This window comes from Labrys okinawensis, assembly GCF_047345005.1.
Lineage (GTDB): Bacteria > Pseudomonadota > Alphaproteobacteria > Rhizobiales > Labraceae > Labrys > Labrys okinawensis.
On the sequence record NZ_CP178864.1, the window covers coordinates 1,487,755 to 1,509,242 of the forward strand.

At 63.3% G+C, this 21,488-nt stretch carries 19 protein-coding genes; 5 read left to right on the forward strand and 14 right to left on the reverse strand.

The annotated features are described in order from the left end of the window. The first annotated feature begins 235 nt into the window (after window positions 1-235). Window positions 236-1,948, forward strand: a complete 1,713-nt coding sequence (locus ACMDCR_RS07125; protein ID WP_413991858.1) for an APC family permease — start codon at window positions 236-238, stop codon at window positions 1,946-1,948. Window positions 1,949-2,017: 69 nt separating this feature from the next. Here ACMDCR_RS07125 and ACMDCR_RS07130 read toward each other — a convergent pair whose 3' ends face one another. From ACMDCR_RS07130 to ACMDCR_RS07180, 11 genes are all read right to left on the reverse strand, one after another. Further along, window positions 2,018-3,973: a hypothetical protein gene (locus tag ACMDCR_RS07130; RefSeq protein WP_413993555.1), complete on the reverse strand. Its 1,956-nt coding sequence runs from the start codon at window positions 3,971-3,973 to the stop codon at window positions 2,018-2,020. 5 nt (window positions 3,974-3,978) lie between these two features. Next, window positions 3,979-5,079 carry an ABC transporter ATP-binding protein gene (locus tag ACMDCR_RS07135; protein ID WP_413991859.1) on the reverse strand — a complete coding sequence of 367 codons (1,101 nt, stop codon included), beginning with the start codon at window positions 5,077-5,079 and terminating at the stop codon, window positions 3,979-3,981. A gap of 261 nt (window positions 5,080-5,340) precedes the next feature. Beyond that, window positions 5,341-6,180: a carbohydrate ABC transporter permease gene (locus ACMDCR_RS07140; protein WP_413991860.1), complete on the reverse strand. Its 840-nt coding sequence runs from the start codon at window positions 6,178-6,180 to the stop codon at window positions 5,341-5,343. Further along, window positions 6,180-7,118 carry a carbohydrate ABC transporter permease gene (locus ACMDCR_RS07145; RefSeq protein WP_413991861.1) on the reverse strand — a complete coding sequence of 313 codons (939 nt, stop codon included), beginning with the start codon at window positions 7,116-7,118 and terminating at the stop codon, window positions 6,180-6,182. Before ACMDCR_RS07145 ends, ACMDCR_RS07140 begins: the two co-directional genes overlap by 1 nt. 281 nt (window positions 7,119-7,399) lie before the next feature. Beyond that, the gene (locus ACMDCR_RS07150) at window positions 7,400-9,061 is read right to left on the reverse strand and encodes an extracellular solute-binding protein (RefSeq protein ID WP_413991862.1); all 1,662 of its coding nucleotides are present in this window, start codon (window positions 9,059-9,061) and stop codon (window positions 7,400-7,402) included. 161 nt (window positions 9,062-9,222) lie between these two features. Beyond that, entirely contained in the window at window positions 9,223-10,287 is a 1,065-nt protein-coding gene (locus ACMDCR_RS07155) for an NAD(P)-dependent oxidoreductase (protein ID WP_413991863.1), read from the reverse strand. Between the two features lie 4 nt (window positions 10,288-10,291). Continuing rightward, window positions 10,292-11,080, reverse strand: coding sequence for an HpcH/HpaI aldolase family protein (locus ACMDCR_RS07160; RefSeq protein ID WP_413991864.1), 789 nt, complete (start codon window positions 11,078-11,080; stop codon window positions 10,292-10,294). A gap of 158 nt (window positions 11,081-11,238) precedes the next feature. Next, window positions 11,239-11,544, reverse strand: a complete 306-nt coding sequence (locus ACMDCR_RS07165) for a putative quinol monooxygenase (protein WP_413991865.1) — start codon at window positions 11,542-11,544, stop codon at window positions 11,239-11,241. Further along, window positions 11,541-12,263 (reverse strand): transcriptional regulator NanR, encoded by a 723-nt coding sequence (gene nanR, locus ACMDCR_RS07170; protein ID WP_413991866.1) that lies wholly within the window; start codon window positions 12,261-12,263, stop codon window positions 11,541-11,543. The genes ACMDCR_RS07165 and nanR overlap by 4 nt, the downstream gene beginning before the upstream one ends. Window positions 12,264-12,623: 360 nt before the next feature. Continuing rightward, a complete protein-coding gene (locus ACMDCR_RS07175) occupies window positions 12,624-14,045 on the reverse strand; it encodes a DEAD/DEAH box helicase family protein (protein ID WP_413991867.1) in 1,422 nt (473 codons plus the stop codon). Further along, complete coding sequence (locus ACMDCR_RS07180) at window positions 14,042-14,284, reverse strand: DUF3297 family protein (RefSeq protein ID WP_413991868.1); 243 nt, start codon at window positions 14,282-14,284, stop codon at window positions 14,042-14,044. Before ACMDCR_RS07180 ends, ACMDCR_RS07175 begins: the two co-directional genes overlap by 4 nt. Window positions 14,285-14,459: 175 nt before the next feature. Between ACMDCR_RS07180 and ACMDCR_RS07185 the strand changes: the two genes are divergently transcribed. Continuing rightward, window positions 14,460-14,657, forward strand: coding sequence for a hypothetical protein (locus tag ACMDCR_RS07185; protein WP_413991869.1), 198 nt, complete (start codon window positions 14,460-14,462; stop codon window positions 14,655-14,657). Between the two features lie 202 nt (window positions 14,658-14,859). Further along, entirely contained in the window at window positions 14,860-15,030 is a 171-nt protein-coding gene (locus ACMDCR_RS07190) for a hypothetical protein (protein WP_413991870.1), read from the forward strand. 244 nt (window positions 15,031-15,274) lie between these two features. Here the strand turns inward: ACMDCR_RS07190 and fabI are convergent, their stop codons facing one another. The 3 genes from fabI to fabA all read right to left on the reverse strand — a co-directional run bounded on the left by fabI (window position 15,275) and on the right by fabA (window position 18,381). Beyond that, a complete protein-coding gene (gene fabI / locus ACMDCR_RS07195; RefSeq protein ID WP_413991871.1) occupies window positions 15,275-16,117 on the reverse strand; it encodes an enoyl-ACP reductase FabI in 843 nt (280 codons plus the stop codon). 189 nt (window positions 16,118-16,306) lie between these two features. Next, window positions 16,307-17,533: a beta-ketoacyl-ACP synthase I gene (fabB, locus tag ACMDCR_RS07200; protein ID WP_413991872.1), complete on the reverse strand. Its 1,227-nt coding sequence runs from the start codon at window positions 17,531-17,533 to the stop codon at window positions 16,307-16,309. A gap of 341 nt (window positions 17,534-17,874) precedes the next feature. Next, entirely contained in the window at window positions 17,875-18,381 is a 507-nt protein-coding gene (fabA, locus tag ACMDCR_RS07205) for a 3-hydroxyacyl-[acyl-carrier-protein] dehydratase FabA (protein WP_413991873.1), read from the reverse strand. 445 nt (window positions 18,382-18,826) lie between these two features. Here fabA and deoA point away from each other — a divergent pair, with 445 nt between their 5' ends. Next, window positions 18,827-20,146: a thymidine phosphorylase gene (gene deoA, locus ACMDCR_RS07210; RefSeq protein WP_413993556.1), complete on the forward strand. Its 1,320-nt coding sequence runs from the start codon at window positions 18,827-18,829 to the stop codon at window positions 20,144-20,146. Between the two features lies 1 nt (window position 20,147). Next, window positions 20,148-21,350, forward strand: a complete 1,203-nt coding sequence (locus ACMDCR_RS07215; protein WP_413991874.1) for a phosphopentomutase — start codon at window positions 20,148-20,150, stop codon at window positions 21,348-21,350. Window positions 21,351-21,488 lie beyond the last annotated feature (138 nt).

The window sequence follows — 21,488 nt, forward strand, 5'->3', positions numbered from 1 at the left end:
CACAACTAGGACGTGTATGAGCTGCTGAATTGATGCATGTGCATATAAATTAGGCAAAAAATCTGTGATTTGGGGCTTTTCCGCTAAAAACTAGGAGTTGACGCTTCCTCTCAGTGTGTCACTCTTCACTCATAGGAAAAAAGAAAGACGGTAGGTAAAGTCGGGAGCTCTATTCGGTCACCATGACTTGCCTTCGCGCACCATCCTGTGAAGTCGATCCGTCCGGGGAACCATAATGACAACAACCAATAACATCGCGGCCAGCGCGGAAGCGGAGGGCCAGCTTCTGCGCCATATCGATTGGCGCGGCGCCTTCTGGGTCGCCAGCGGCGTGCCCGCCCTCGTGCTGTTCTCCATCGGCGGCATCGCCGGCACGACAGGCACGCTGGCTTTCCTGATCTGGACGGCCTCCATGATCATGGGCTTCATCCAGTCGTTCACCTATGCCGAGATCGCGGGCCTGTTCCCGAACAAGTCGGGCGGCGCCTCGGTGTATGGCGCCACGGCGTGGCTGCGCTATTCGAAGTTCATCGCGCCGCTGTCGGTGTGGTGCAACTGGTTTGCCTGGTCGCCTGTGCTCTCGCTAGGCTGCTCGATCGCGGCCGCCTACATCCTCAATGCCTTCTTCCCCATTCCGGCCTTCACCGAGACCTCGCCGGAAGTGGTGGCTTATATCGCCGCCCATGCCGGAACGGTGCCGGCCGATGCGATCACCGCCGTGACCGCGGCGGCGACGCCGGCGATCCGCAACTGGACACTGTTCAGCCACACGCTCGGCCCGGTCGGCTTTTCCTTCAACGCGGTATTCTTCATCGGCGCCATCCTGATGCTGATCACCTTCGCCATCCAGCATCGCGGCATTCTCGGCACGGCCAATATGCAGAAATATATCGGCCTGCTGGTGATCATCCCGATGCTGATCGTCGGCGTGGTGCCTCTGGTCACCGGGCAGATCAACTGGGCGAATTACTCGCCGCTCGTCCCACTCGCCACGGCCTACGCGCCTGATCCCGGCCACTGGAACATCGCGGGCTGGACCCTTGTGCTCGGCGGCATGTTCATTGCCGCCTGGTCGACCTATGGCTTCGAGACGGCCGTCTGCTACACCAGCGAGTTCAAGGATCCGGGCACGGACACCTTCAAGGCCATCTTCTATTCAGGCCTCCTGTGCATGCTGCTCTATATCCTTGTGCCCTTTACCTTCCAAGGTGTGCTCGGGCTGAACGGCATGCTAGCCGGTCCGATCGTCGACGGTTCCGGCGTGGCAGCCGCCATGGCGCAGATGGTGCACGGCGGCGCACTCATCACCAACCTCCTTGTGATGCTGATGATCCTGGCCCTCATGCTGGCGATCATGACCGCCATGGCCGGTTCCTCCCGCACGCTCTATCAGGGCTCCGTGGATGGCTGGCTGCCGAAATATCTGAGCCATGTGAACTCGCATGGCGCGCCGACACGCGCGATGTGGACGGATCTCGTCTGCAACCTGATCGTGCTCGCCATCGCCTCGACGGATGCGACCAGCTTCTTCTTCATCCTAGCCGTGTCGAATTGCGGCTACATCATCTTCAACTTCCTCAACCTCAATGCCGGCTGGATCCACCGCATGGATAATGGCCATATCGCGAGGCCCTGGAAGGCGCCGACCTTCGTCATCGCCCTTGGCGCCATCTTCGCCTATGTCAACGCCGTCTTCATGGGTGCCGGCGCCAAGGTCTGGAACCCGATGGCACTGTGGGCCGGCCTGATCTTCGCAGCCCTCATCATCCCGGTGTTCTGCTTCCGGCACTACGTCCAGGATGGCGGCAAGTTCCCCGACCATATGCTGGACGATCTCGGTCTCAAGGCTTCCGATCTGCAGGTGAAGAAGGCGGGCATGCTGCCCTACCTCACCCTGGTCGCGGGCCTCCTCGTGGTGCTGCTGGCGAACTGGTACTTCACGATGTGAGTCGCCTGCCCGGGACCGACAAGGAAGCCTTCTCCGCACTGCGGGGAAGGCATTTTCTTTTTTCGCACGTCAGCCGATCTCGATTCGGGCGACCGCATAGGAAAGCAGGCTGATAGGGGCATTGCCGAGCGTGTGAGCTTGCTCGAAGGCTCCCACCCTCGTCGAAGCCTCGACGAAATTCGTCTCGTCCAGCGTGGCGATCCTGGCTCCATCAACACCCTTCAGCAACACCTCCTGCACCGCCGGCGTCAGGTTGGCGAGCCAGAGCACCGTGCGCTTCCCGGCACGATAGGCGAAGGCCTCGACGGCCGCCTTCCTGTCCGATTTCGCCTCGACCAGCGTGGCGCCGCCATCGGCCGCCAACGCCGCCATGACGTGGAAGGCCGGATAGAGCGCGCCGTCCGGTTGGCTTTCATAGAAGGGATGTGGCCCGTCCATGTGGCGGTGGATGAAGCCGAAGGGCCCGGTCGGCGCACCCATGCTCAAGGCGCTGACGCCGCCGCGGGCACAGGCTGCGGCATAGCCCAGCGTATAGGCGGCGTTGAAGAGGCCGCGCTGACGGGGATCAAGCCGCGACAGGCAGGCACGACGATTGTCAGGGTTGGGCGTGGTCGCCCTGCCATAGGGGTTCTCGCGGCAGCCGATGCTGCTCGGCCCGACATGATAGGGCTTCTCGCCCATGAAGGCCTGGGTGGACAGGAAAACATAGGGCAGTGATTCGAGCGTCTCCATCACGGATCGATCGTCGGCGGCATGCACGGTGGGGCAGGTGGTGTGGGTGACGAAGTCGAGCAGCGCGGCCGGCGGGCGCTTGCGGTTGAGCTCGGTGAAATAGGTTGCCATGCCACCGCCAAGCCTCACGCCCGGAAAGGCAGCGCGTGCCGCGCCGAGAATCGCCTCGAAGCTGGGCATCTCCGGCCAGGGCGAGCCGGGCAGCACGGATTTCATATCCTGGGCGGGGAAAACTTCGATCGCGGCCGGCGCCAGGCCGGATTCGGCGGCCGCCTGGGCTACGGGACTCAGATCGGCGGCCGGATCCATGCTGCCGGGAATGATGATTTCGAGCGTCACCTCGGCCCGCAGGGCTTCGGCGAGCTTGCGATAGGCCTGGAGTTCGCTGAGGCCGTCGCCGCGTCGGCGGTCGACCTCGCAGACCAGGAATTTGGCGCCGAGCGCCTTGAGGCGATCGATATGCTGCAGGGCATAGGGCGCTTCTTCCGCGGGCACGCCGATGCCGATGGTCGGAAATCTGCCCGCGGCTTCTCCACCAAGTGTAACGCTGATGGGCTGGGCGCCAACGCTCGCCACCGCCTTCGGCCGGTCGCCGCTGATCGAAAGCTTCACGGTCTGCGCAATCGGCTCTCCCTGCTTCAGCGTATAGGGCCAGGGCCGGGCGAGAGGGCGTACGTAGGTCTTGTAGGAAGCATCCGTCCAGTTGCGCTGGTCTTCCATCTCGAAGGTATCGCCCGTCATCGTGCAGGTGACCCAGGTACCCGGCACCACCTCATGCGAAAGCGAGCGGATATCGAGGAAGGGCTGCATGGGGTCGATGCGATCGGGGAACGCAGCGGCTTGCTCGGGGCCGTCGACATGTTGCACCTTCACCGGGTGGCCGGCCACGCCCACGAGCGGGTGCAGCACGATGAAGCCGGTACGGTTGGTGAGCACGTCGGTGTGAGGATGGGCAGTTACCTCGAAATCGAGCGAGCCGTCGCGGCGTCCGGCAATGCGCGCATCGTAGGTGAGCTTGCGCTTGGCATCCTCGCAGGTGGCGCGATAGGAAACGTTGAAGCCTTCGGAGGTCTCTTCCACCGCAAGGTCCGTGATCTCCGGCGAGAGCGTGCCCCAGTTCTCATCGCGGATCAGGAAGGCGATGGCGCGGATCATCTCGATGCCGCCGAGGCGGATGGCGCGCAGGGCGCCGCCATCGAGTTCCGCGGAGAGCGGGCCGGCCTCGAGCAGCCGTGTCTGGCCCAAGGCCTCCTCGGTGCCGTAGAGCCGGATGGCGAGACTGGGTTCGGGCATCGTCGTCACAGCGCTTTCTCCGTTGCGGCGTCGAACAATGACGCGCGATTGAGGTTGATGTCGAGAGGAATGCGCTGGCCCGGGCGACTGACGTCATGGGCCTGCAACTCGGCCAGCACCGACGTGCCGGCAAGACGCAGCGTCGCGAAGCTGCGCGAGCCCGTGGGCTGCAGCAATTCGATCTCGGCGTCGATGCGGACAATGCCGGGGCCGGGTGCCGGCCCGCTCGCGCGGCTTACATGTTCTGGTCGGATGCCGAGAAGGATGGCGCTGCCATCGGCGATACCGGCCGGCATACGCCCGGCAGGCAGGGGCAGGCTTTCGATCGGCCCGGCGAGGCGGATGGCGTCGCCGGCTTCGCTGCGCGCGAGCGTGCCCGGCACGAAGCCCATCTGGGGTGAGCCGAGGAAGCCTGCGACGAAGCGCGAGGCCGGCTTCTCGAACAGGTCAAGCGGTGCACCGCTCTGCTCGATCACACCGTCGCGCATCAGCACGATACGGTCAGCCAGGGTCATCGCCTCGATCTGGTCGTGGGTGACATAGATCATAGTGGTCTTGATGCCCTGGTGCAGGCGCTTGATCTCGCCGCGCATCTCCTCGCGCAACTGCGCGTCGAGATTGGAGAGCGGCTCGTCGAACAGGAAGATCCTGGGGTTGCGCACGATGGCCCGGCCTATGGCGACGCGCTGGCGCTGACCGCCCGAGAGCTGGCGCGGATAGCGGCCGAGCAAGGCGGTAATACCCAGCATGGCGGCGGCGCGGTTGACGCGCTCCGCGATCTCGGGCGGCGGCATCTTCCGGGCGCGCAGGCCGAAGCCGATATTCTCGGCGACCTTCATATGCGGATAGAGCGCATAGTCCTGGAACACCATGGCGACGTCGCGATCGCGCGGGCGCATGTCGTTCACCACCTCACCGCCGATGGCGATCTCACCCTCCGAGATATCCTCAAGGCCTGCTATGGTGCGCAGCAGGGTGGATTTTCCGCATCCGGACGGGCCGACAAGCACGGCGAACTCGCCGTCGGCGATGGCAAGATCGATGCCCTTCACGGCATGATAGGCGCCGTAGCGCTTGTGCAGGCCGCTGATCCTGACCTCAGCCATGGGGGACTCCGCGTTGGTTGAAGGGTGCGACCTCGCCTCCCCCACGAAGCTGGGGGAGGTGGCCCGGCGAAGCCGGGTCGGAGGGGGTGTGGGCAGAAAAGAGTACTGGAAGCGCGAACCCAGAACAGCGTTTCCCGAGCCTTACTCCGCCCACACCCCCTCCGACCTCACTTCGTTCGGCCCAGCGCACACAAAGTGTGCGCGATACCCCCAGCTTCGTGGGGGAGGCTGATCGCGCCTTTTCCTGACAACGATATCCCCTCATCCCCTCACAGCTCCCAGCGTCAGCCCCCGCACCAGATGCTTTTGCGCCAGCACGCCCAGCATGATGGACGGCACCAGCGAGACGATAGCCAGAGCGCTGGCCTCGCCATATTGCGCGCCCTGGAAGCCGAGGAAGGCACGGAACACGGTGGGCAGGGTGAAGGCGGCCCGGCTGGTCAGGATCAGGGCGAAGAAGAATTCCGTCCAGCAGGCGATGAAGGCGAACACTGCGGCCGCCACGATGCCGGGCGCCGAGAGTGGCACCGCCACGCGCCAGAAGGCCTGCCAGCGCGTGCAGCCGTCGACCAGCGCCGCATCCTCCATCGAGCGGGGCAGACCGCGGAAATAAGCGAACATCATCCACACCGTCACCGGCAGGGTGAAGACGGTGTAGGCGATGATGAGGCCGACATGCGTGTCATGCAGGCCGAAATTGCGGTAGATCAGGAAAATCGGCAGCACCACGGCGATCGGCGGCAGGAAACGCTGCGAAAGCACCCAGAAGGAGAGATGCCTTCCGCCCGTGCCGAAGCGCGCCAGGCTGTATGCCATCATGGTGCCGAACAGAGCGGAGAGGATGGTGGCCGCTACCGAGATCACCAGGGAGTTGATCAGCCCCTGCATGCCCCGATAGGCGAACAGTGCCGCGGTGTAATGCACGATGGTCGGCGCCTTCGGGAACCAGACCGGCGGCACGGCAAGATAGTCGTCGCTCGGCTTGATCGAGGTGATGAACATCCAATAAAGCGGCATAAGCACGAAGAGCAGGAAGAGGCCGATGAAGATCAGCCGGCCGACCATGCCCCTGCGCCGCCACTTCGGCGTGGGATCCGCCATCACGCTTCCTCCGTGTTCAGGAGACGCCGCACCAGGAGGCTCACCACCGCCGCGGTGAAGATCAGGAAGATCCATGCCCCCGCCGTGGCCTGGCCGATATGGAACTGGGTGAAGCCCACCGTGTAGAGATAGAAGGAGGAGGTGTAGGTCTTCGTGCCCGGTCCGCCTCCCGTCATGATGAAGATGGTGTCGAACAGCTTGATGGCGTCGAGCAGGCGGAAGGTAATCGCGAGCAGGATCATCGGGGCGAGCTGGGGTAGCGTGATGGCCCGGAAGGCCAGCCAGTTGTCGACGCCGTCGAGTTCGGCCGCTTCATATTGGTTGGCGGGTATCGAGGTAAGGCCGGCCAGCAGGATGACGAACATGAAGGGCGTCCACTGCCAGACGTCCGCGATGACCAGCGAGATGTAGAGCCACGGCGTCTCGGTGAGCCACGAGATGGTGACGTCGTGGCCGGTGAGCACGGAGAGCAGATAATTCGTCGGCCCGAAGGGGCGCTGGAGCAACAGCGCCCAGGCTTGGCCGACGATCACCGGGCTGATGAAGAGCGGGATGATGAGGATCGACATCACGAGCCCGCGGCCGGGAAAGCTGCGCACCATGGAGAGCGCCAGGGCGAGCCCCAGGCCGAATTCGATGATGACATTCACGGTCGAGAGCATGACGGTCAGCAGCAACGACCAGCGCGCCACCGGGTCGAACACGACCTGCGAGAAGTTCTTCAGGCCGATGAAGGCATGGCCGGGGATCTGGAAGTCGTAATTGACGAAGGCGACCCAAACCGAGAACAGCAAGGGGTAAACAGACAGGGACAGGATCAGCAGCACGGCGGGCGCCACCAGCAGCCATTTGAAATGCCGGTCGCTCCACTCCGACAGGCGCGTTAGGGCGCTTGGCGGTGGGCGAGGTGAGGGGGCAATACTGGCGGTCTGACTCATCGGATCCGGTCCATTGCCATTTCGGGATAAAGCGCGGGCCCTCCCCACGAAGCTGGGGAGGGGCAGGGGTGGGGTGTGGTCCGGATAGAGCGCACCCCTGAGCGCGTGGTGGGACCCATCGCTTGGGCCGAATAGGGCGAAGGAAACGAAGTGGTGTTACCGCGGCTTTTTCCGTGCCACACCCCCTCCGACCTCACTTCGTTCGGCCACCTCCCCCAGCTTCGTGGGGGAGGCAAGCCGCGCCTCACTCCTCTTGGGTCTTGCTCACTCCGCATTCCACCTCAGTCCAGCTTCACCGCCATCCCTAGCGATTCCACCGTATGGTCGGCCGAGGAACCCGGCAGCTTGTTGTATTCGGCGAAGAAGGCCTTCTGGCTGTCGACGCCGAGGCGCTCGGTGGTCTGGTCCCATTCGGCGGCGGCGGTATCGAGCGCCGCCTTGGGATCGGTGCCAGCCCAGACCGAGGAGCACATGCGGTCGAGCGAGAGGGCATAGTCCTGCCAGCCGGGCATGACCATGTCGAGCAGGCCGCCATTGGCCGAATTGCAGAGATTGACGAGATACTCCTTCGCATCCGGCCAGAGCGCCCGGTATTCCTCCGACTTGTAGTGAGAGAGGCGATAGGGATCGCGCAGCGAATAAGGCAGCATGGTGCGCGCCAGCGAGACCGGCGGCGAGGTCGCCCATTGCATGAAGAGATAGGCTGCCTCGGCATTGGGCGAGTCGGCCGTCAGTGCCTTGGAGTAGCCGGTGGCATGTTCAGGATGCCCGCCCGGCACCACGGCGTAGCCGACCTTGCCGGCGATCGAGGATTGCGGGATGAAGTTGATCGCCTTGGCGCTCTGCGAATAGTTCGCGGCCATGCGGCCCGTGGGCGGCCAGGAATAGATCATGGCGACCTTACCTTGCAGGAAGGCGGCCCAGAGCGAGACGGCATCGAGTTCGTTGTTGCCCGGGATCGAAGCCTTGTTGGCGGCGATCATGTTCTCCAGCGTCTTCATGCCGGCGGGCGAGGAAAGCTGCGCCTTCATGTCGGCATCGAAGAACACGCCCTTGTTGGCCCGGAACTGCTGCAGGAAGTCGAACTGGTTGCCGGGGCTGCCCGCCTTGCGGAAATGGCCGGCGCCATAGACATTGGGCTGCAACTGGTCGCTGATGAACTGGGCGGTCTGAGCATAATCTTCCCAGGTCTTGGGTACTTCGAGCGCCTTGCCGAACTTCTTCTGGTAGGCGTCCTGGAGCTTGGGATCGCCAAAGATGTCCTTGCGATAGTAAAGGGCGAACATGTCGCCATCGTCGAAGAAGCCCCAGATCTTGCCCTTGTAGGTCGGCAGCGCCTTGAAAAGCGGATGATAGTCGTCGAAATCCGCCTTGTTCATATATTTGGCGATGAAATCGTCGAGCGGGGCGATCACGCCGCCATCGGCGAGCGAGGGAGTCCAGGCCGGTTCGATATCGAGGATGTCATAGGCGCCGGAGGCGGCGATGTGCTCGGCGATCGGTTTGGAATATTGGTCGGGATGCGAAAGCTCCACCACATTGGACTTGATGCCGGTGAACTTCTCCCAGACGGGGCCGGAGAAGTTGCGCGGATCGAGCGCCTGCAGGCCGGACTCATAGGTCATGTTGAGGGTGACGCCCGAGAACGGCTTGGCCGCTTGCACGGCGCGGAAGGCCGATCCATCGGCCGGCCCTTCGGTGGACGCCTTGACAGCCGCGGCCTGGGCCTTGCCAAGCGGTGTCGAAGCGTCCGCGAGGTCGACTGCAGCCTGTGCGAGGGCCTGGTCCACCCAGGCCGGCAAAGCAAGGCCAGCCAGCGGGATCATGCCCATCATCTGGCCGAATCTCTTGATGAAGGTTCGCCGCGTGGGCTTGCCGGCCAGGAAGGCATCGACTTCCTCAGCCAAACCTTGTTCGAAATCACGCCGTTCACGCTCATTCATGGTCTTGCTCCTCCCGATCGTCTCGTCCCGAGGGCGCTTCGGCCGAGACCTGTTTATGCGAGGGCGCCCGGACACTGGGTCGTCTGTTCCTGGGCCGCCTTGCGGGCCGGCCTCCTTCCAAGATCTTCCTATTCACCTGGCCTTAGACGCCGCGCTGCCCCTCATGTTTGCTTCCCATTGCCCCCAAACCTCTCGCCATACTCCGTCAGCCGCCCCTTCCACCGTTCGCTTTCCAGCACCGCTCGATTGACGACGCCTCGCGGAACCCGGCCATGCTGAACCTCGAGCACGGCTGCGACATCGGCAGCTCCATTGCCGGCAAAGCACTGGTCCGTCCAGCACAATGCATGCGGCGCCAGGATGACGTTGTCGAGCTTGAGGATGGTATCATCCGGATCCGGCGGCTCCTGCTCGAGCACATCAAGCCCGGCGCCGGCAATGCGACGCTCCTGCAGCACCCTGGTAAGTGCTTTCTGGTCGACGATAGGGCCACGCGCCGTGTTGATCAGATAGGCCGTCGGCTTCATCAAGGCGAGGCGTTCGGCGTTGACAAGGTGATGCGTCTCGGGCGTCAGCGGACAGCTCACCGAGACGATGTCGGCCCGCCGGAATACATCCTCCAGCCCGACCAGCTCGATGCCCAGTTCGGCGGCCACCGCCTTGTCGGCATAGGGGTCGTGGGCGATGAACTTCATGTCGAAGGGCTTCAGCAGTCGGAAGAGTTCGGCGCCGATATTGCCGATGCCGAGCGAGCCGATTGTGCGTCCGACGAGGCCGACGCCCATATGCTCCGAGCGCTTGGCGAAGCCCTCTGCGGCCTGACGCGTCAGACCGTCCTTGACCATCAGCTTCCCGGTGAGAGCGAGCATCAGGGTGATGATCGAGACGGCGACCGGACGGCGCACGCCGTCCGGCGTGATCACCAGGGCGATGCCGGCCCTGGTGCAGGCCTCGACATCCACGGTGTCGTAGCCCACGCCGAAGCGCGCCACCACCGCGAGGCGCTCAGTTTTCGGCACGCTGTCGGCATTGAAGCGGTGGGTAAGCAGGATCAGGGCGTCGAAATCCTCAAGTTGCCGAGCCTGAAGGGGATTGGCCACCTCAAGGAATTGCATCTCGACGCCGGGCGCATTCCTGAGGGGCTCGAGATCGAAATCCGGGTAGGTCAGCGAACCGTCCGTCTTCCTGAAATCGCCCGAAATGGCAACGCGGAAAGGTGAGGCCATGGCGCTAGCTCCGGTGGCTCTTGGTGCCTTCGCGTAGGCGGCCGATCGCCTCCGCAAGGGCTGACTGGAGCACCCATACGTCGCCGGAATAGCAAATGAAATCAAAGCCTTCATTGACGAGCTGAATGCCCGTCTCGACATTTGGCACCAGGCGGCCGAGCGACTTGCCGTGCCTCTTGCAGGCGGCATGGGTGCGGGTGATCGCGTCCTTGAATTTCGTGTGCTCGAATTCGCCGGGAACGCCGAGCGAGACCGAGAGGTCGAAATGACCGACCCAGAGGCAATCGACGCCGTCGATCGCGGCGAGCTCGTCGGCATTCTCCACGCCCTCGGCCGTCTCGATCTGGCAGAAGAAGGTGGAGCGCTTGTTGGCGGCCACGAACTTGTCGGCGACGGCGCCCGGGGTGTAGCGGTCATGTGCCACGCCGAGTGCGACGCCGCGGCCGCCTTGCGGGTGGTACTTCATCGAGTTGAGGATGTGGCGGACCTCCGCGGCGTTGTTCACCATCGGCAGCATCAGCCCTTCGGCGCCCATGTCCATTGCGCGGGCGATGTGATGATATTCCTTTGAGGGTACGCGCACGATGGTGGGCAGGGCGGCTGCCTCGAAATAGCGGATGACGCTCTTCACGGTCTCGAAGTGAAAGCCGGAATGTTCGAGGTCGAACAGCACGAAATCGCAGCCGGCCGATTTAAGGATGTGACCGATGCCGGGCGTGGCGAATTCCACGACGAAATGCCCGAATTTCGGCGCCCGGCTCTGTGCCATGGCTTTGAGGCCCTGGTCCGTCATTCCAATTTCCTCCAAACAGATCCGCCCGTTTTCCGGGTCGATATCATCAAAAATCGGTTCGTTCACCGAAATATCTAGTCGGCAAACCAATTGGTCTGCTGGCGTGACAAAAACGCGACGGGCCCGCCCGCTCGCGGCATGCGCAGTCTTCTTGGACGTCAGGCCGAGCCTTCGCAGACAAGGCCACCCGTTGTCACTATTTTGCTGGCAACCATTTCCGCACTCTCGGCGTCGAAGGCGAAGTAATGCTTCGTCTTCATATGAGCGTCGAAGGCGGCGCGGTCGTCATAGATCTCGTAGAGCAGCACCCTGTCGGCCTCGCCATCGGGCTCGACCACGTCGAAGCGCCGGCAGCCGGGTTCATCATGGGCGGACAGCCTGGCGTTGAGATCGACCAGGGTACGGAAGGCGGTGCGGGCGCCCGGCTTGAGGCGGAAGTCGACCATGACGACATAGCGGCTCATTGCCGGCCCTCCACGATGTCCGTGTAGCGCTGCGCGACATATTCGAGATGGTTGCGCATGGCCTCCTCGGCCTTATCGGGATCGCGGGCGGCGACAGCCTCGTAGATGGCGCGGTGGGCCTCGAATACGGTCTGGTAGACGGCCGCGTCCTTGGCGGGCGCCAATGTGGTCTGACGCTGTTCCGTCAGCCAGTCGGCGAGCGCGGCATGGATAGCGGTGAAGATCGGGTTGCCCGGGATGACGGCCAGCACATAGTGGAAGGCAACATCCGTGTCGCGGAAGCGCTTGAGATCGCCGATGGCGGCCTCGTTCCGGTCGAGAGCCGTTTTGAACTCCGCGATGTCCTCGTCGGTGGCGAAGCGCGCCGCATAACGGGCCAGACCCGCTTCGAAGAAGACGCGGGCGTTCTGGAAGTCATGCACGCCGCCGGGCGCCGCCAGCATATGGCGGGCGGTGCCGGAAAGAGCGCCGATGACGAATTCCGGCGTCGGCCGGGTAACGCGGGCACGCTCGCCCGAGCGGATCTGCACCAGGCCCATCTTGCGTAGGTGAAACAGCGCCTCCCGCACCGCCGGGCGCCCAACGCCATATTGGCGCATCAGGTCACGCTCGGAAGGCAGGAAATCGGAGGGCGCATATTGGCCGTCCTGGATCAGACGCTCCAGGTCATCAGCCACTTCCTCATAGAGCTTGCGCCGTTTGATCGCTGCATGGGCCATTTTTGGTATACCTATGATACCATCCAAGAGGACGTTAATACCGGTGTGGCGGACGAGTCAAAGAAATTGCATGCTGCAATGCAGTGCCCCTGGGCTCGCAGGCATTCCTGCCGATATGGGCTAACTTTGTGGGGTCAGGCGACGGACACTGGAGGGGCGATCACCGATCGCCCTCTTCCCTCCCCGCAAGACGTATCGTTTCCAAGGTTGTCGATCGGTGATCGACACTCCAACTGGGCGCCCTCCCACCAATGTTGGCGCATATGGGCATCCTTGCCTGCTTTTCCTTGTCGGTACCGGTATCGTTTCCCGGAGCAGGCAAGGATGCCTGCAATCCCGGGGGCTGCGGACAGGTGAGCTCTATCCCGCTTCCGCTACCACCCCGTCGATCACCCGGCCGATCGCATCCAGCATCGCGGTGTCGTCACCCGCCATGCCTTCCATATCGGCCATACGGGCCGTGACGGTGGCGGCGATCTTCTCCTCCACCGTGTTCTCGGCATAGGCGTAATAGATCACCGCATGCTGGCCGTCGCGGTGGCAGCGCCCCTCGATCTGCTGGAGCTGGATGGCACTGTGGCGCATGTCGTGCACGATGAGGGAGCGTTCGCGCTCGCCGCCCGGCAGTTCGCCGCGATGGAGTGAGATCGATTCCGTCACCGTGAAGACGACGGCGTCGAGATCCCCGCTCTGGAAGGCGATGCGCACCGTCTCGTTCTTCTCGCCCGTCTGCGTGCCGTTGATCTCGCCGACGCGCCAGCCATGGCCCTTGAGCTTTTCGGCCAGCAAGGTGCTCGTTTCCAGGAAGGCGACGGAGAGGGCGACCTGTTGGCCGTTGCCAATCAAATCGTCGGCAAAGTCGGCGGTACCGGCGATGCGCAAGAGGCTGCCCTTCTGGCGAAAGCGTAAATCCGCCGCCCAGCCGGCGGCTCGTCGCGTGGAGCCGCCGAGCAGGCCGATCTCCCTGCGGAATTCGCGCCAGGTCGCCTCGTAGAGCCGGCGGCTCTCGGTATCGAGGGCGGTGGGTGTGACCTCGCGCTGTACTTCCGGCCAGCCGGCGATCTCCTCGGGCCGCCGCCGGAGGCCGATGGCGTTGGAGCCCTTGTAGAGCAGGTCCGACATCGCCTTGCGGTCCGGCTCGTTCGGCTCCCAGGACCAGTTCTTCCAGCGCCCTTTGGCCCTTCCGATCTTCAGACGCTTCATCAGGGCGCGGAAGGCATCGAGATCACCACCCTTGTCGCCGGTGGCAGCGGCGAGAAGCCTGGCGAGATAGGAGAGTTCATGCGGCGCCTGGCCGGCCGTGGCGCTCATATAGAGCGTGAAGGTTGCGGCCGCTGCCATTTGCCGGCAGACGAGGCCCTGCTGCGAATTGGGATTGCGGATGCGATGGCTCTCGTCGACAACCACCAATGGCCACACCCGTTTGGGCGTGCCGAGCTTGGCAAGCTCGTTGTTCTTCGCCCGGGTCGAGCGCTTGCTGCTCACGGGTGGCGGCGCCATCAGCGATTTCGTCTTTTCGAAATTCATCAGGGTGACGGATTTAGGCTTCAGGCCCGACCGCGCGATGGTGCTGCGCCATTGCGGGATGGCGCCCTTGGGACAGATCACCAGCACGTCCTGCTCGGGCATGGCCGACAAGGCCAGCCAGGCCGACAGCGTCTTGCCGAGGCCGGTCAGGTCACCAAGCAGGAAGCCGGGCTTGCCCGCCGCCCGTGCCGCAAGGATAGCGTCGCGGGCCTGGAGCTGATGCGGGCGCGGAACGAGAAGAGAGGGACCGCTCACTCCTTCTCCCGGAAATAGGGCTCGACCCTGCCCTTGAGCTTGATGGTCAGGGGATCGCCGTGGCGATCCCTGGCATTGCCGGCGGCGACGCGGATCCAGCCTTCGCTCACGCAATATTCCTCGACATTGGTCTTATCGACGCCGTTGAAACGGATGCCGACGCCGCGCTCCATCAGGGCCTCGTTGAAATAGGGGCTCTTGGGGTTGGCGGCGAGGCGGTCGGGCAGCGTGTCAGTCATGGTAGGCACTCTCGGAACGAAATCATGTGCCGCACTTACCCCCAAGTGCGTCCGATGCCAATGCATTCTGCACATTTTCCGATGCGGAAAGCGCGCCGGAACTCGTAAAGCAGGTGCATGTGGATGCGATGCCAGCTAAGCAGGGCGCTTGAGAATCGAATGCAGGAGCGCAGCGATGGACAATCTTCCCCTCAAGAAGGCGAAGCTGCTGGCCGAGATCGTCAACATCCAAAAGCAGGCCAAGGTGGCGGCGGTGCAGAAGAACCGCGGCGCTCATTACGAGCGCCAGGCCCGAGAAGCCGAGGAGCGCGTCGCCAAGCTTCGCGACGAGATCGCGACAATCGACGCTGAAATTACCGCTAGGAAGGGCTGAGTTCTTCTCCTTTATGGCTTGAGTCACCCGATGTCATAGAGATGCAATAGTCGCATAGCTTTTTATCAATTTGGTAAAAAACGAGGCAAAATAGCGTTGGAAGGTCGGAAGCTATGCATCTAGCGTGTCGCTGCAATGCGACATAGGTTATTGCAATGCAGCATAATCATGCCAAACTCTGACCAACAGAAGGAGTTTCATCATGATTTTTGCAAGCCTTATCGCCCATCTCAAGGATCGCATGGCCAAGCGCGCGGAGTTTCGCCGCCTGGTCGCCGAGATCAACAGCCTTTCCAACGGGGACCTCGTTGACCTGCGCGCCGATCGTTCGGATATGATCCGCTACGCCCACCAGCAGGTTTACGGCGTCTGAGCCGCTTCAATGACGGGCCGGCTTTGCTGCTGGCACTGCTGCCCCCTACGCACCGGATCCGTCTAAAAGTGGGATTGGGCCGTGTAGGAGATTCCGACGTCCTCGTCTGCTCTTGGAAATGGTGCGCATAAGAAAAAAGGGCGTAAACCTTCGTGGTTGCGCCCTTTTTTGCATCGTTGTCACTTCCAGGAGCGGATCGTCCGACACTCCTCCCGGGTGTCGCTGGGCCGTCCCCACTCCCAACCTACTCCGCCGCAGCCTTGGTCGGGACCACGCTTGCTTCCGCGGCTTCCTGGGCCTTTAGGGCCTCCGGATGCGGCATCGAGATGATGTTGTAGCCGGAGTCGACGAAATGCACTTCACCGGTGACGCCCGAGGCGAGATCCGAGAGAAGGTAAAGCGCCGAACCGCCCACTTCCTCGATGCTCACGGTGCGGCGCAGCGGAGCGTGGGCGCGCTGATAGTTGAACATCAGGCGGGCATCGGTGATGCCTGCGCCGGCCAGCGTGCGGATCGGGCCGGCCGAGATGGCATTGACGCGCACGCCCTGCGGGCCGAAATCGGAGGCGAGGTAGCGCACGGAAGCTTCCAGCGCTGCCTTGGCGACACCCATGACATTGTAGTTCGGCATCACGCGGGTGGAGCCGCCATATGTGAGCGTGATGATCGAGCCGCCGTCATGCATCAGGTCGGCCGCGCGCTTGGCGATCTCGGTGAAGGAGAAGCAGGAGATCACCATGGTCTTGGTGAAATTGTCCCGCGTCGTATCGGCGTAACGGCCCTTGAGCTCGTTCTTGTCGGAATAGGCGATGGCGTGGACGAGGAAGTCGATCTTCCCCCACTTCCTGGCAAGAGTGGCGAACACCTCGTCGACCGAGGTGATATCCTCGACATCGCAAGGCACCAGCAGGTTCGAACCGATGCTGTTGGCCAGCGGCTCGACGCGCTTGCGTAGCGCTTCGCCCTGATAGGTGAAAGCCAACTGGGCGCCGTGGTCGGCAAGGTTCTTGGCAATGCCCCAGGCGATCGAATGATCATTGGCAACGCCCATGATCAGACCGCGCTTTCCTTGCATAAGCCCCAACATCGCGTGCAACTCCAAATCCTGATCTTCAGTTGTTGGGTGCTATCACGACTGAATAGGCAGACCGCACCGCATTTCCGCCTCTTTACCACGTTTCGATAAAGCTGCTGGCGATTTGCTTGTTCCGCCAATCACTTTATCTGTCTCTTTGTTACGCGATATCGGCCGGAAAGCGGCTTTTGCGGCGGTTTTTCAGGCGTCGAGGCGCTTGAAGACCAGAGCCGCGTTGGTGCCGCCAAATCCGAAGGAGTTCGATAGAACATGGCTCAGCTTGGCGTCGTCGATCCGCTTGCGCACGATCGGCATGTCAGCAAAGGCCGGGTCCAACTCCTCGATATGCGCGCTCTCGCAGATGAAGCCATTATTCATCATAAGAAGTGAATAAATTGCTTCCTGTACACCGGTAGCACCTTGCGAATGGCCGGTCAGGGCCTTGGTGGCCGCGATCGGCGGGCACTTGTCTTCGGAACCGAAGACCTTGCGGATAGCTTCGATCTCCGGCGGGTCGCCGGCCGGGGTCGAGGTCGCATGGGGGTTGATGTAGTCGATCGGTGCCTTCACATTGGCGATGGCCATGCGCATGCAGCGCTCGGCGCCCTCGCCCGAGGGGGCGACCATGTCGTGGCCGTCGGAGGTGGCGCCATAGCCGGCAACCTCGCCATATATGCGCGCGCCACGCGCCTTGGCATGTTCCAGTTCCTCAAGCACCAGCACGCCGGCACCAGCCGAGATGACGAAGCCGTCCCGGTTCTTGTCATAAGGCCGCGAAGCCGTGGAAGGTGTGTCGTTATACTTGGAGGACATCGCGCCCATGCCGTCAAACAGCACCGCCAAGGTCCAGTCGAGCTCCTCGCAGCCGCCCGCGAACATCACATCCTGCTTGCCGTACAGGATCTGCTCATAGGAATTGCCGATACAATGATTCGAGGTCGCGCAGGCCGAGGAGATCGAATAGTTGACGCCTTTGATCTTGAACCAGGTCGAGAGCGTGGCGGAGGCGGTCGACGACATCGCCTTGGGTACGGCGAAGGGACCGACCTTCTTGGAGGAGCCGGACTCCCGGGCCTTTTCCGCGGCTTCGACGATCGTGCGGGTGGACGGGCCACCCGAACCCATGATGATGCCGGTGCGCTCGTTCGAGACTTCGTTCGGCTCGAGGCCGGAGTCGAGGATGGCCTGGTCCATGGCGACATGGTTCCAGGCCGTGCCGCCGCCATGGAAGCGCATGGCGCGCCGGTCGACCACAGAGGCCGCATCGAGGGTGGGTGCGCCGTAGACCTGGGAACGGAAGCCATGCTGGGCGAACTGTTCCGCCCGCGTGATACCGGACCGGGCTTCGTGCAGACTGGAGAGAACTTCCTGCGTCGAATTGCCGATCGAAGACACGATACCCATGCCGGTAACGACGACACGTCTCATGGCGATCCCTTCTCGTTTCGCGTCCGGCCCGGGGCGCTTCTGGGAAGCGCAAGCGGGCCGGTCCACGCAATACCAGCACGGCCGGAACAGGGCGTCTGCCTCATCCCAGCCACCTCATAACAAAGCGTCAGCCTCGACACCGCATCAGGCGGGCCAAGGGCCGCATCCCCCGGTTCATGTCAAAGCATATTGTCTCAGGCAAGCCAATTCCAGTTCCGCCCAAAAATGCGTCAGATCGACGTGAAATCCGAGGCACGGTCACATCCACCTATCCCCGCACTCCCGGTCCTTGCCGAGAGCGTAGCTACACCTGGAAGGTCCCGACGATCCGGCATGCCACCCTAGGCCTGGAACAGGCCAACACGCAGATCCTTGGCCTCATAGATGGTAGTGCCATCCGCCTTTAGCCAGCCATCGGCAATGCCCAGGATCAATTTTCCCTTGAAGACCCGCTTGAAATCGACCCCATATTCGACGTTCCGGACGCTGGGCAGCACCTGGTTGGTAAACTTGACTTCGCCGACGCCCAGTGCGCGGCCGCGGCCGGCCTGGCCGAGCCAGCCGAGGAAGAAGCCGGTCATCTGCCAGAGGGCATCGAGGCCGAGACAGCCCGGCATGACGGGATCGCCCTGGAAGTGGCAGGAAAAGAACCACAGGTCCGGCTTGACAGCGAGCGTGGCGCGCACATGCCCCTTGCCGTTCGGCCCGCCGGTCTCGGAGATCTCCGAGATGCGATCGAACATCAGCATCGGAGGGAGTGGCAATTGCGCATTGCCGGGGCCGAACATCTCGCCGCGCCCGCAGGCCAGGAGATCTTCATATTCAAAGCTGGAACGGCGCTCCGCCATTGCGTCTCAGTCCTTATCGACCTGTCAAAACCGTGCGGCCGGACGATTACGCCGCCCGCTCCACGGCCTCCCCTTAACATAGCATTTGCTGAACAGGAAAGCGGGGGGAGGGATGTGGGACATGGATGAATCGTTAATAATGTGACAGCTGGTTAAAGGCGAGCCGCCCAGAATTCGATGAAGCCAAGGCAAGCTTGAGCCTTTGCCACTCCATAAGGAGGCCTGGCGATTCCTTAGTGGGACCGCCGATGACTGAGGTGACGGTGCAGTATTTGGATTTCCAAAGTCGGGCTGATGTTTCGCTGCGCGAGTTCGATGGCGAGTCGTCACAATCGAGGGAATTGCTCCGACTGTGCGAAACCGTTACGTCGGTGTCTGGTCTGGAGTCGCAGGCGAGTGACAAGGTCCGCTCAGAGGCCTGAAACAGGGAGAGTTCTGCTTGACCATCCTTCCCCAGGAAATCATCCGCAAGAAGCGCGACGGGGCGTCACTGGCGCCGACCGAGATCGAGGCCTTCGTGCAGGGGCTCGTCGCGGGCAGCGTCACCCATGCGCAGGTCGCGGCCTTTGCGATGGCGGTTTATTTCCGCGGCATGAGCATGGAGGAGCGCATCGCGCTGACTCGCGCGATGATGCAGTCCGGCACCGTGCTGGATTGGCGCGGCCTCGATCTGCCCGGGCCGGTGGTTGACAAGCATTCCACCGGCGGCGTCGGCGATAACGTCAGCCTGATGCTGGGTCCCATCGTGGCGGCGTGCGGGGGCTATGTACCGATGATCTCGGGCCGCGGCCTCGGCCATACCGGCGGCACGCTCGACAAGCTCGATTCGATCCCCGGCTATGCCACGCAGCCCGACCTCGCTCTGTTCCGCAAGGTGGTGAAGGAGGAGGGCGTCGCCATCATCGGACAGACCGCCGATCTCGCGCCAGCGGACAAGACTGTCTATTCCATCCGCGACGTAACGGCGACCGTCGAATCGATCGCGCTGATCACCGCCTCGATCCTCTCCAAGAAGCTCGCCGCCGGGCTGCAGGCACTCGTGATGGATGTGAAGACAGGCTCGGGCGCCTTCATGAGGACGCTGGAGGATTCGCGCGAGCTTGCAGCCTCGATCGCCACGGTGGCGACCGGCGCCGGCCTGCCGACCGTTGCGCTGATCACCGCCAAGGACCAGCCGCTTGCCAGCGCCGCCGGCAATGCCGTGGAAGTGCGCAACGCCGTGGAGTTCCTGACCGGCGCCCATCGCGACGCGCGCCTCAAGGCGGTGACGCTTGCCCTTTGTGCGGAGATGCTGGTGCTCGGCAGGCTTGCCGACGATATCGGGGATGCGCGGGCCAAGGTCGAGCAGGCGCTGGACAGCGGCGCAGCGACCGAACATTTCGCCCGCATGGTCGCCGCCCTCGGCGGGCCGGCCGACTTCGTCGAGCATCACCAGCGCTATCTGCAGGTCGCGCCGGTAGTGAAGCCGGTCTTCGCCAGCGAGGCAGGCCGCATCGCTGCCATCGACACCCGGACCGTCGGCCTTGCCGTGGTGGCGCTCGGTGGCGGCCGCACGCGCCCTCAGGATGCCATCGACCATGCAGTCGGCCTCACCGACCTGGCAGAACTGGGCGAAGAGGTCGGCGGCGACCGGCCGATCGGCTTCGTGCATGCCCGCAGCGAGGAGACTGCCAGGGCGGCGGCCGAGACGCTGAGTGCAGCCTACCAGATCGGCGAGAGCCTGGAGGCCCTGCCGCCGGTTCTGGAACGCATCGTGGGAGCGTGAAATGGCGCGCGCCTTCATTCTGGTTATGGATTCCTTCGGCATCGGCTCAGCCGATGACGCAGCCCGCTATGGCGATGCAGGCTCGAACACTCTCGGCCACATCGCCGCAGCCTGTGCCGACGAGAAGTGCCGGCACTCCGGGCCGCTGCACTTGCCGGTGCTGGCAGGCCTCGGCCTCGGCAAGGCTGCCGAGGCCGCATCCGGCTTGGCTCCACCGGGGCTCGCCACCGAGGCCATCAGCGGTCTATGGGGCTACGCCGCTGAAGTCTCAAGGGGCAAGGATACGCCGTCGGGCCACTGGGAGATCGCAGGCTATCCCGTGCCGTTCGACTGGGGCTATTTCCCGGCTACGATCCCCTGTTTCCCGCCCGATCTCATTGCTGCGATCATTGGGGAAGCCGGCCTGCCGGGCGTGCTCGGGGAGAAACATGCCTCGGGCACCGAGATCATCGCCGAGCTTGGCGCCGAGAGCGTCAGGACCGGCAAGCCGATCTTCTACACCTCCGCAGACAGTGTGCTGCAGATTGCCGCCCATGAGGAGGCCTTCGGGCTGGAGCGCCTGCTCGACCTCTGCCGGATCGCACGACGCGATGTGGATGCGCTCAACATCGGCCGGGTGATCGCGCGGCCCTTCATCGGCGACGAAGCCGTCGGCTTCACCCGCACTGCCAACCGGCGCGACTTTGCCGTGCCGCCGCCGGCCGATACGCTGCTCGACGCGGTGGAGAAGGCCGGACGAACCACCATCACCATCGGCAAGATCGGCGACATCTTCGCCCATCGCGGCACTGGCGAGAACATCAAGGGCCCAGATAACGATGCTTTGATCGACCGCACGCTCGAAGCCATGAAGCGCCTGCCGGAAGGCGGCTTTCTTTTTGCCAATTATGTCGATTTCGACACGCTCTACGGCCACCGCCGCGATGTTGCGGGCTATGCAGCAGCCCTGGAGGCGTTCGACCACCGCCTGCCGGAAATCCTGGCGAAGCTCAATCCCGACGATCTCCTGATCATCACAGCCGACCATGGCTGCGACCCCTCCTGGACGGGGACAGACCATACGCGCGAATTCGTGCCCGTGCTGGCAAGGCTCGGCGGACGCAGCGGTCCCATCGGCCGCCGCGAGACCTTCGCCGACATGGCCGCAAGCGTGGCGGAGCATCTCGGCCTGGTTTGGCGAGGGGCGGGGCAGTCGTTTCTGTAGCGCACCCCGCATGTGCAGACGAAACGCCGAGGGAAGGCGTCGGAAGAGCACGAGCACGGAAATAATTCTCGCATGGCGCGATGCATGAGGGGACGCGCGGACGTCCTACTCCATGTCACTGTCATGGAGGATCTCTGC

What these genes read in the sequence shown, in the direction of transcription:
- ACMDCR_RS07125 (WP_413991858.1), top strand. Translation starts at nt 236, where the DNA reads ATGACAACAACCAATAACATCGCGGCCAGCGCGGAAGCGGAGGGCCAG.
- ACMDCR_RS07130 (WP_413993555.1), bottom strand. Translation starts at nt 3,973, where the DNA reads ATGCCCGAACCCAGTCTCGCCATCCGGCTCTACGGCACCGAGGAGGCC.
- ACMDCR_RS07135 (WP_413991859.1), bottom strand. Translation starts at nt 5,079, where the DNA reads ATGGCTGAGGTCAGGATCAGCGGCCTGCACAAGCGCTACGGCGCCTAT.
- ACMDCR_RS07140 (WP_413991860.1), bottom strand. Translation starts at nt 6,180, where the DNA reads ATGGCGGATCCCACGCCGAAGTGGCGGCGCAGGGGCATGGTCGGCCGG.
- ACMDCR_RS07145 (WP_413991861.1), bottom strand. Translation starts at nt 7,118, where the DNA reads ATGAGTCAGACCGCCAGTATTGCCCCCTCACCTCGCCCACCGCCAAGC.
- ACMDCR_RS07150 (WP_413991862.1), bottom strand. Translation starts at nt 9,061, where the DNA reads ATGAATGAGCGTGAACGGCGTGATTTCGAACAAGGTTTGGCTGAGGAA.
- ACMDCR_RS07155 (WP_413991863.1), bottom strand. Translation starts at nt 10,287, where the DNA reads ATGGCCTCACCTTTCCGCGTTGCCATTTCGGGCGATTTCAGGAAGACG.
- ACMDCR_RS07160 (WP_413991864.1), bottom strand. Translation starts at nt 11,080, where the DNA reads ATGACGGACCAGGGCCTCAAAGCCATGGCACAGAGCCGGGCGCCGAAA.
- ACMDCR_RS07165 (WP_413991865.1), bottom strand. Translation starts at nt 11,544, where the DNA reads ATGAGCCGCTATGTCGTCATGGTCGACTTCCGCCTCAAGCCGGGCGCC.
- nanR (WP_413991866.1), bottom strand. Translation starts at nt 12,263, where the DNA reads ATGGCCCATGCAGCGATCAAACGGCGCAAGCTCTATGAGGAAGTGGCT.
- ACMDCR_RS07180 (WP_413991868.1), bottom strand. Translation starts at nt 14,284, where the DNA reads ATGACTGACACGCTGCCCGACCGCCTCGCCGCCAACCCCAAGAGCCCC.
- ACMDCR_RS07185 (WP_413991869.1), top strand. Translation starts at nt 14,460, where the DNA reads ATGGACAATCTTCCCCTCAAGAAGGCGAAGCTGCTGGCCGAGATCGTC.
- ACMDCR_RS07190 (WP_413991870.1), top strand. Translation starts at nt 14,860, where the DNA reads ATGATTTTTGCAAGCCTTATCGCCCATCTCAAGGATCGCATGGCCAAG.
- fabI (WP_413991871.1), bottom strand. Translation starts at nt 16,117, where the DNA reads ATGTTGGGGCTTATGCAAGGAAAGCGCGGTCTGATCATGGGCGTTGCC.
- fabB (WP_413991872.1), bottom strand. Translation starts at nt 17,533, where the DNA reads ATGAGACGTGTCGTCGTTACCGGCATGGGTATCGTGTCTTCGATCGGC.
- fabA (WP_413991873.1), bottom strand. Translation starts at nt 18,381, where the DNA reads ATGGCGGAGCGCCGTTCCAGCTTTGAATATGAAGATCTCCTGGCCTGC.
- ACMDCR_RS07215 (WP_413991874.1), top strand. Translation starts at nt 20,148, where the DNA reads ATGGCGCGCGCCTTCATTCTGGTTATGGATTCCTTCGGCATCGGCTCA.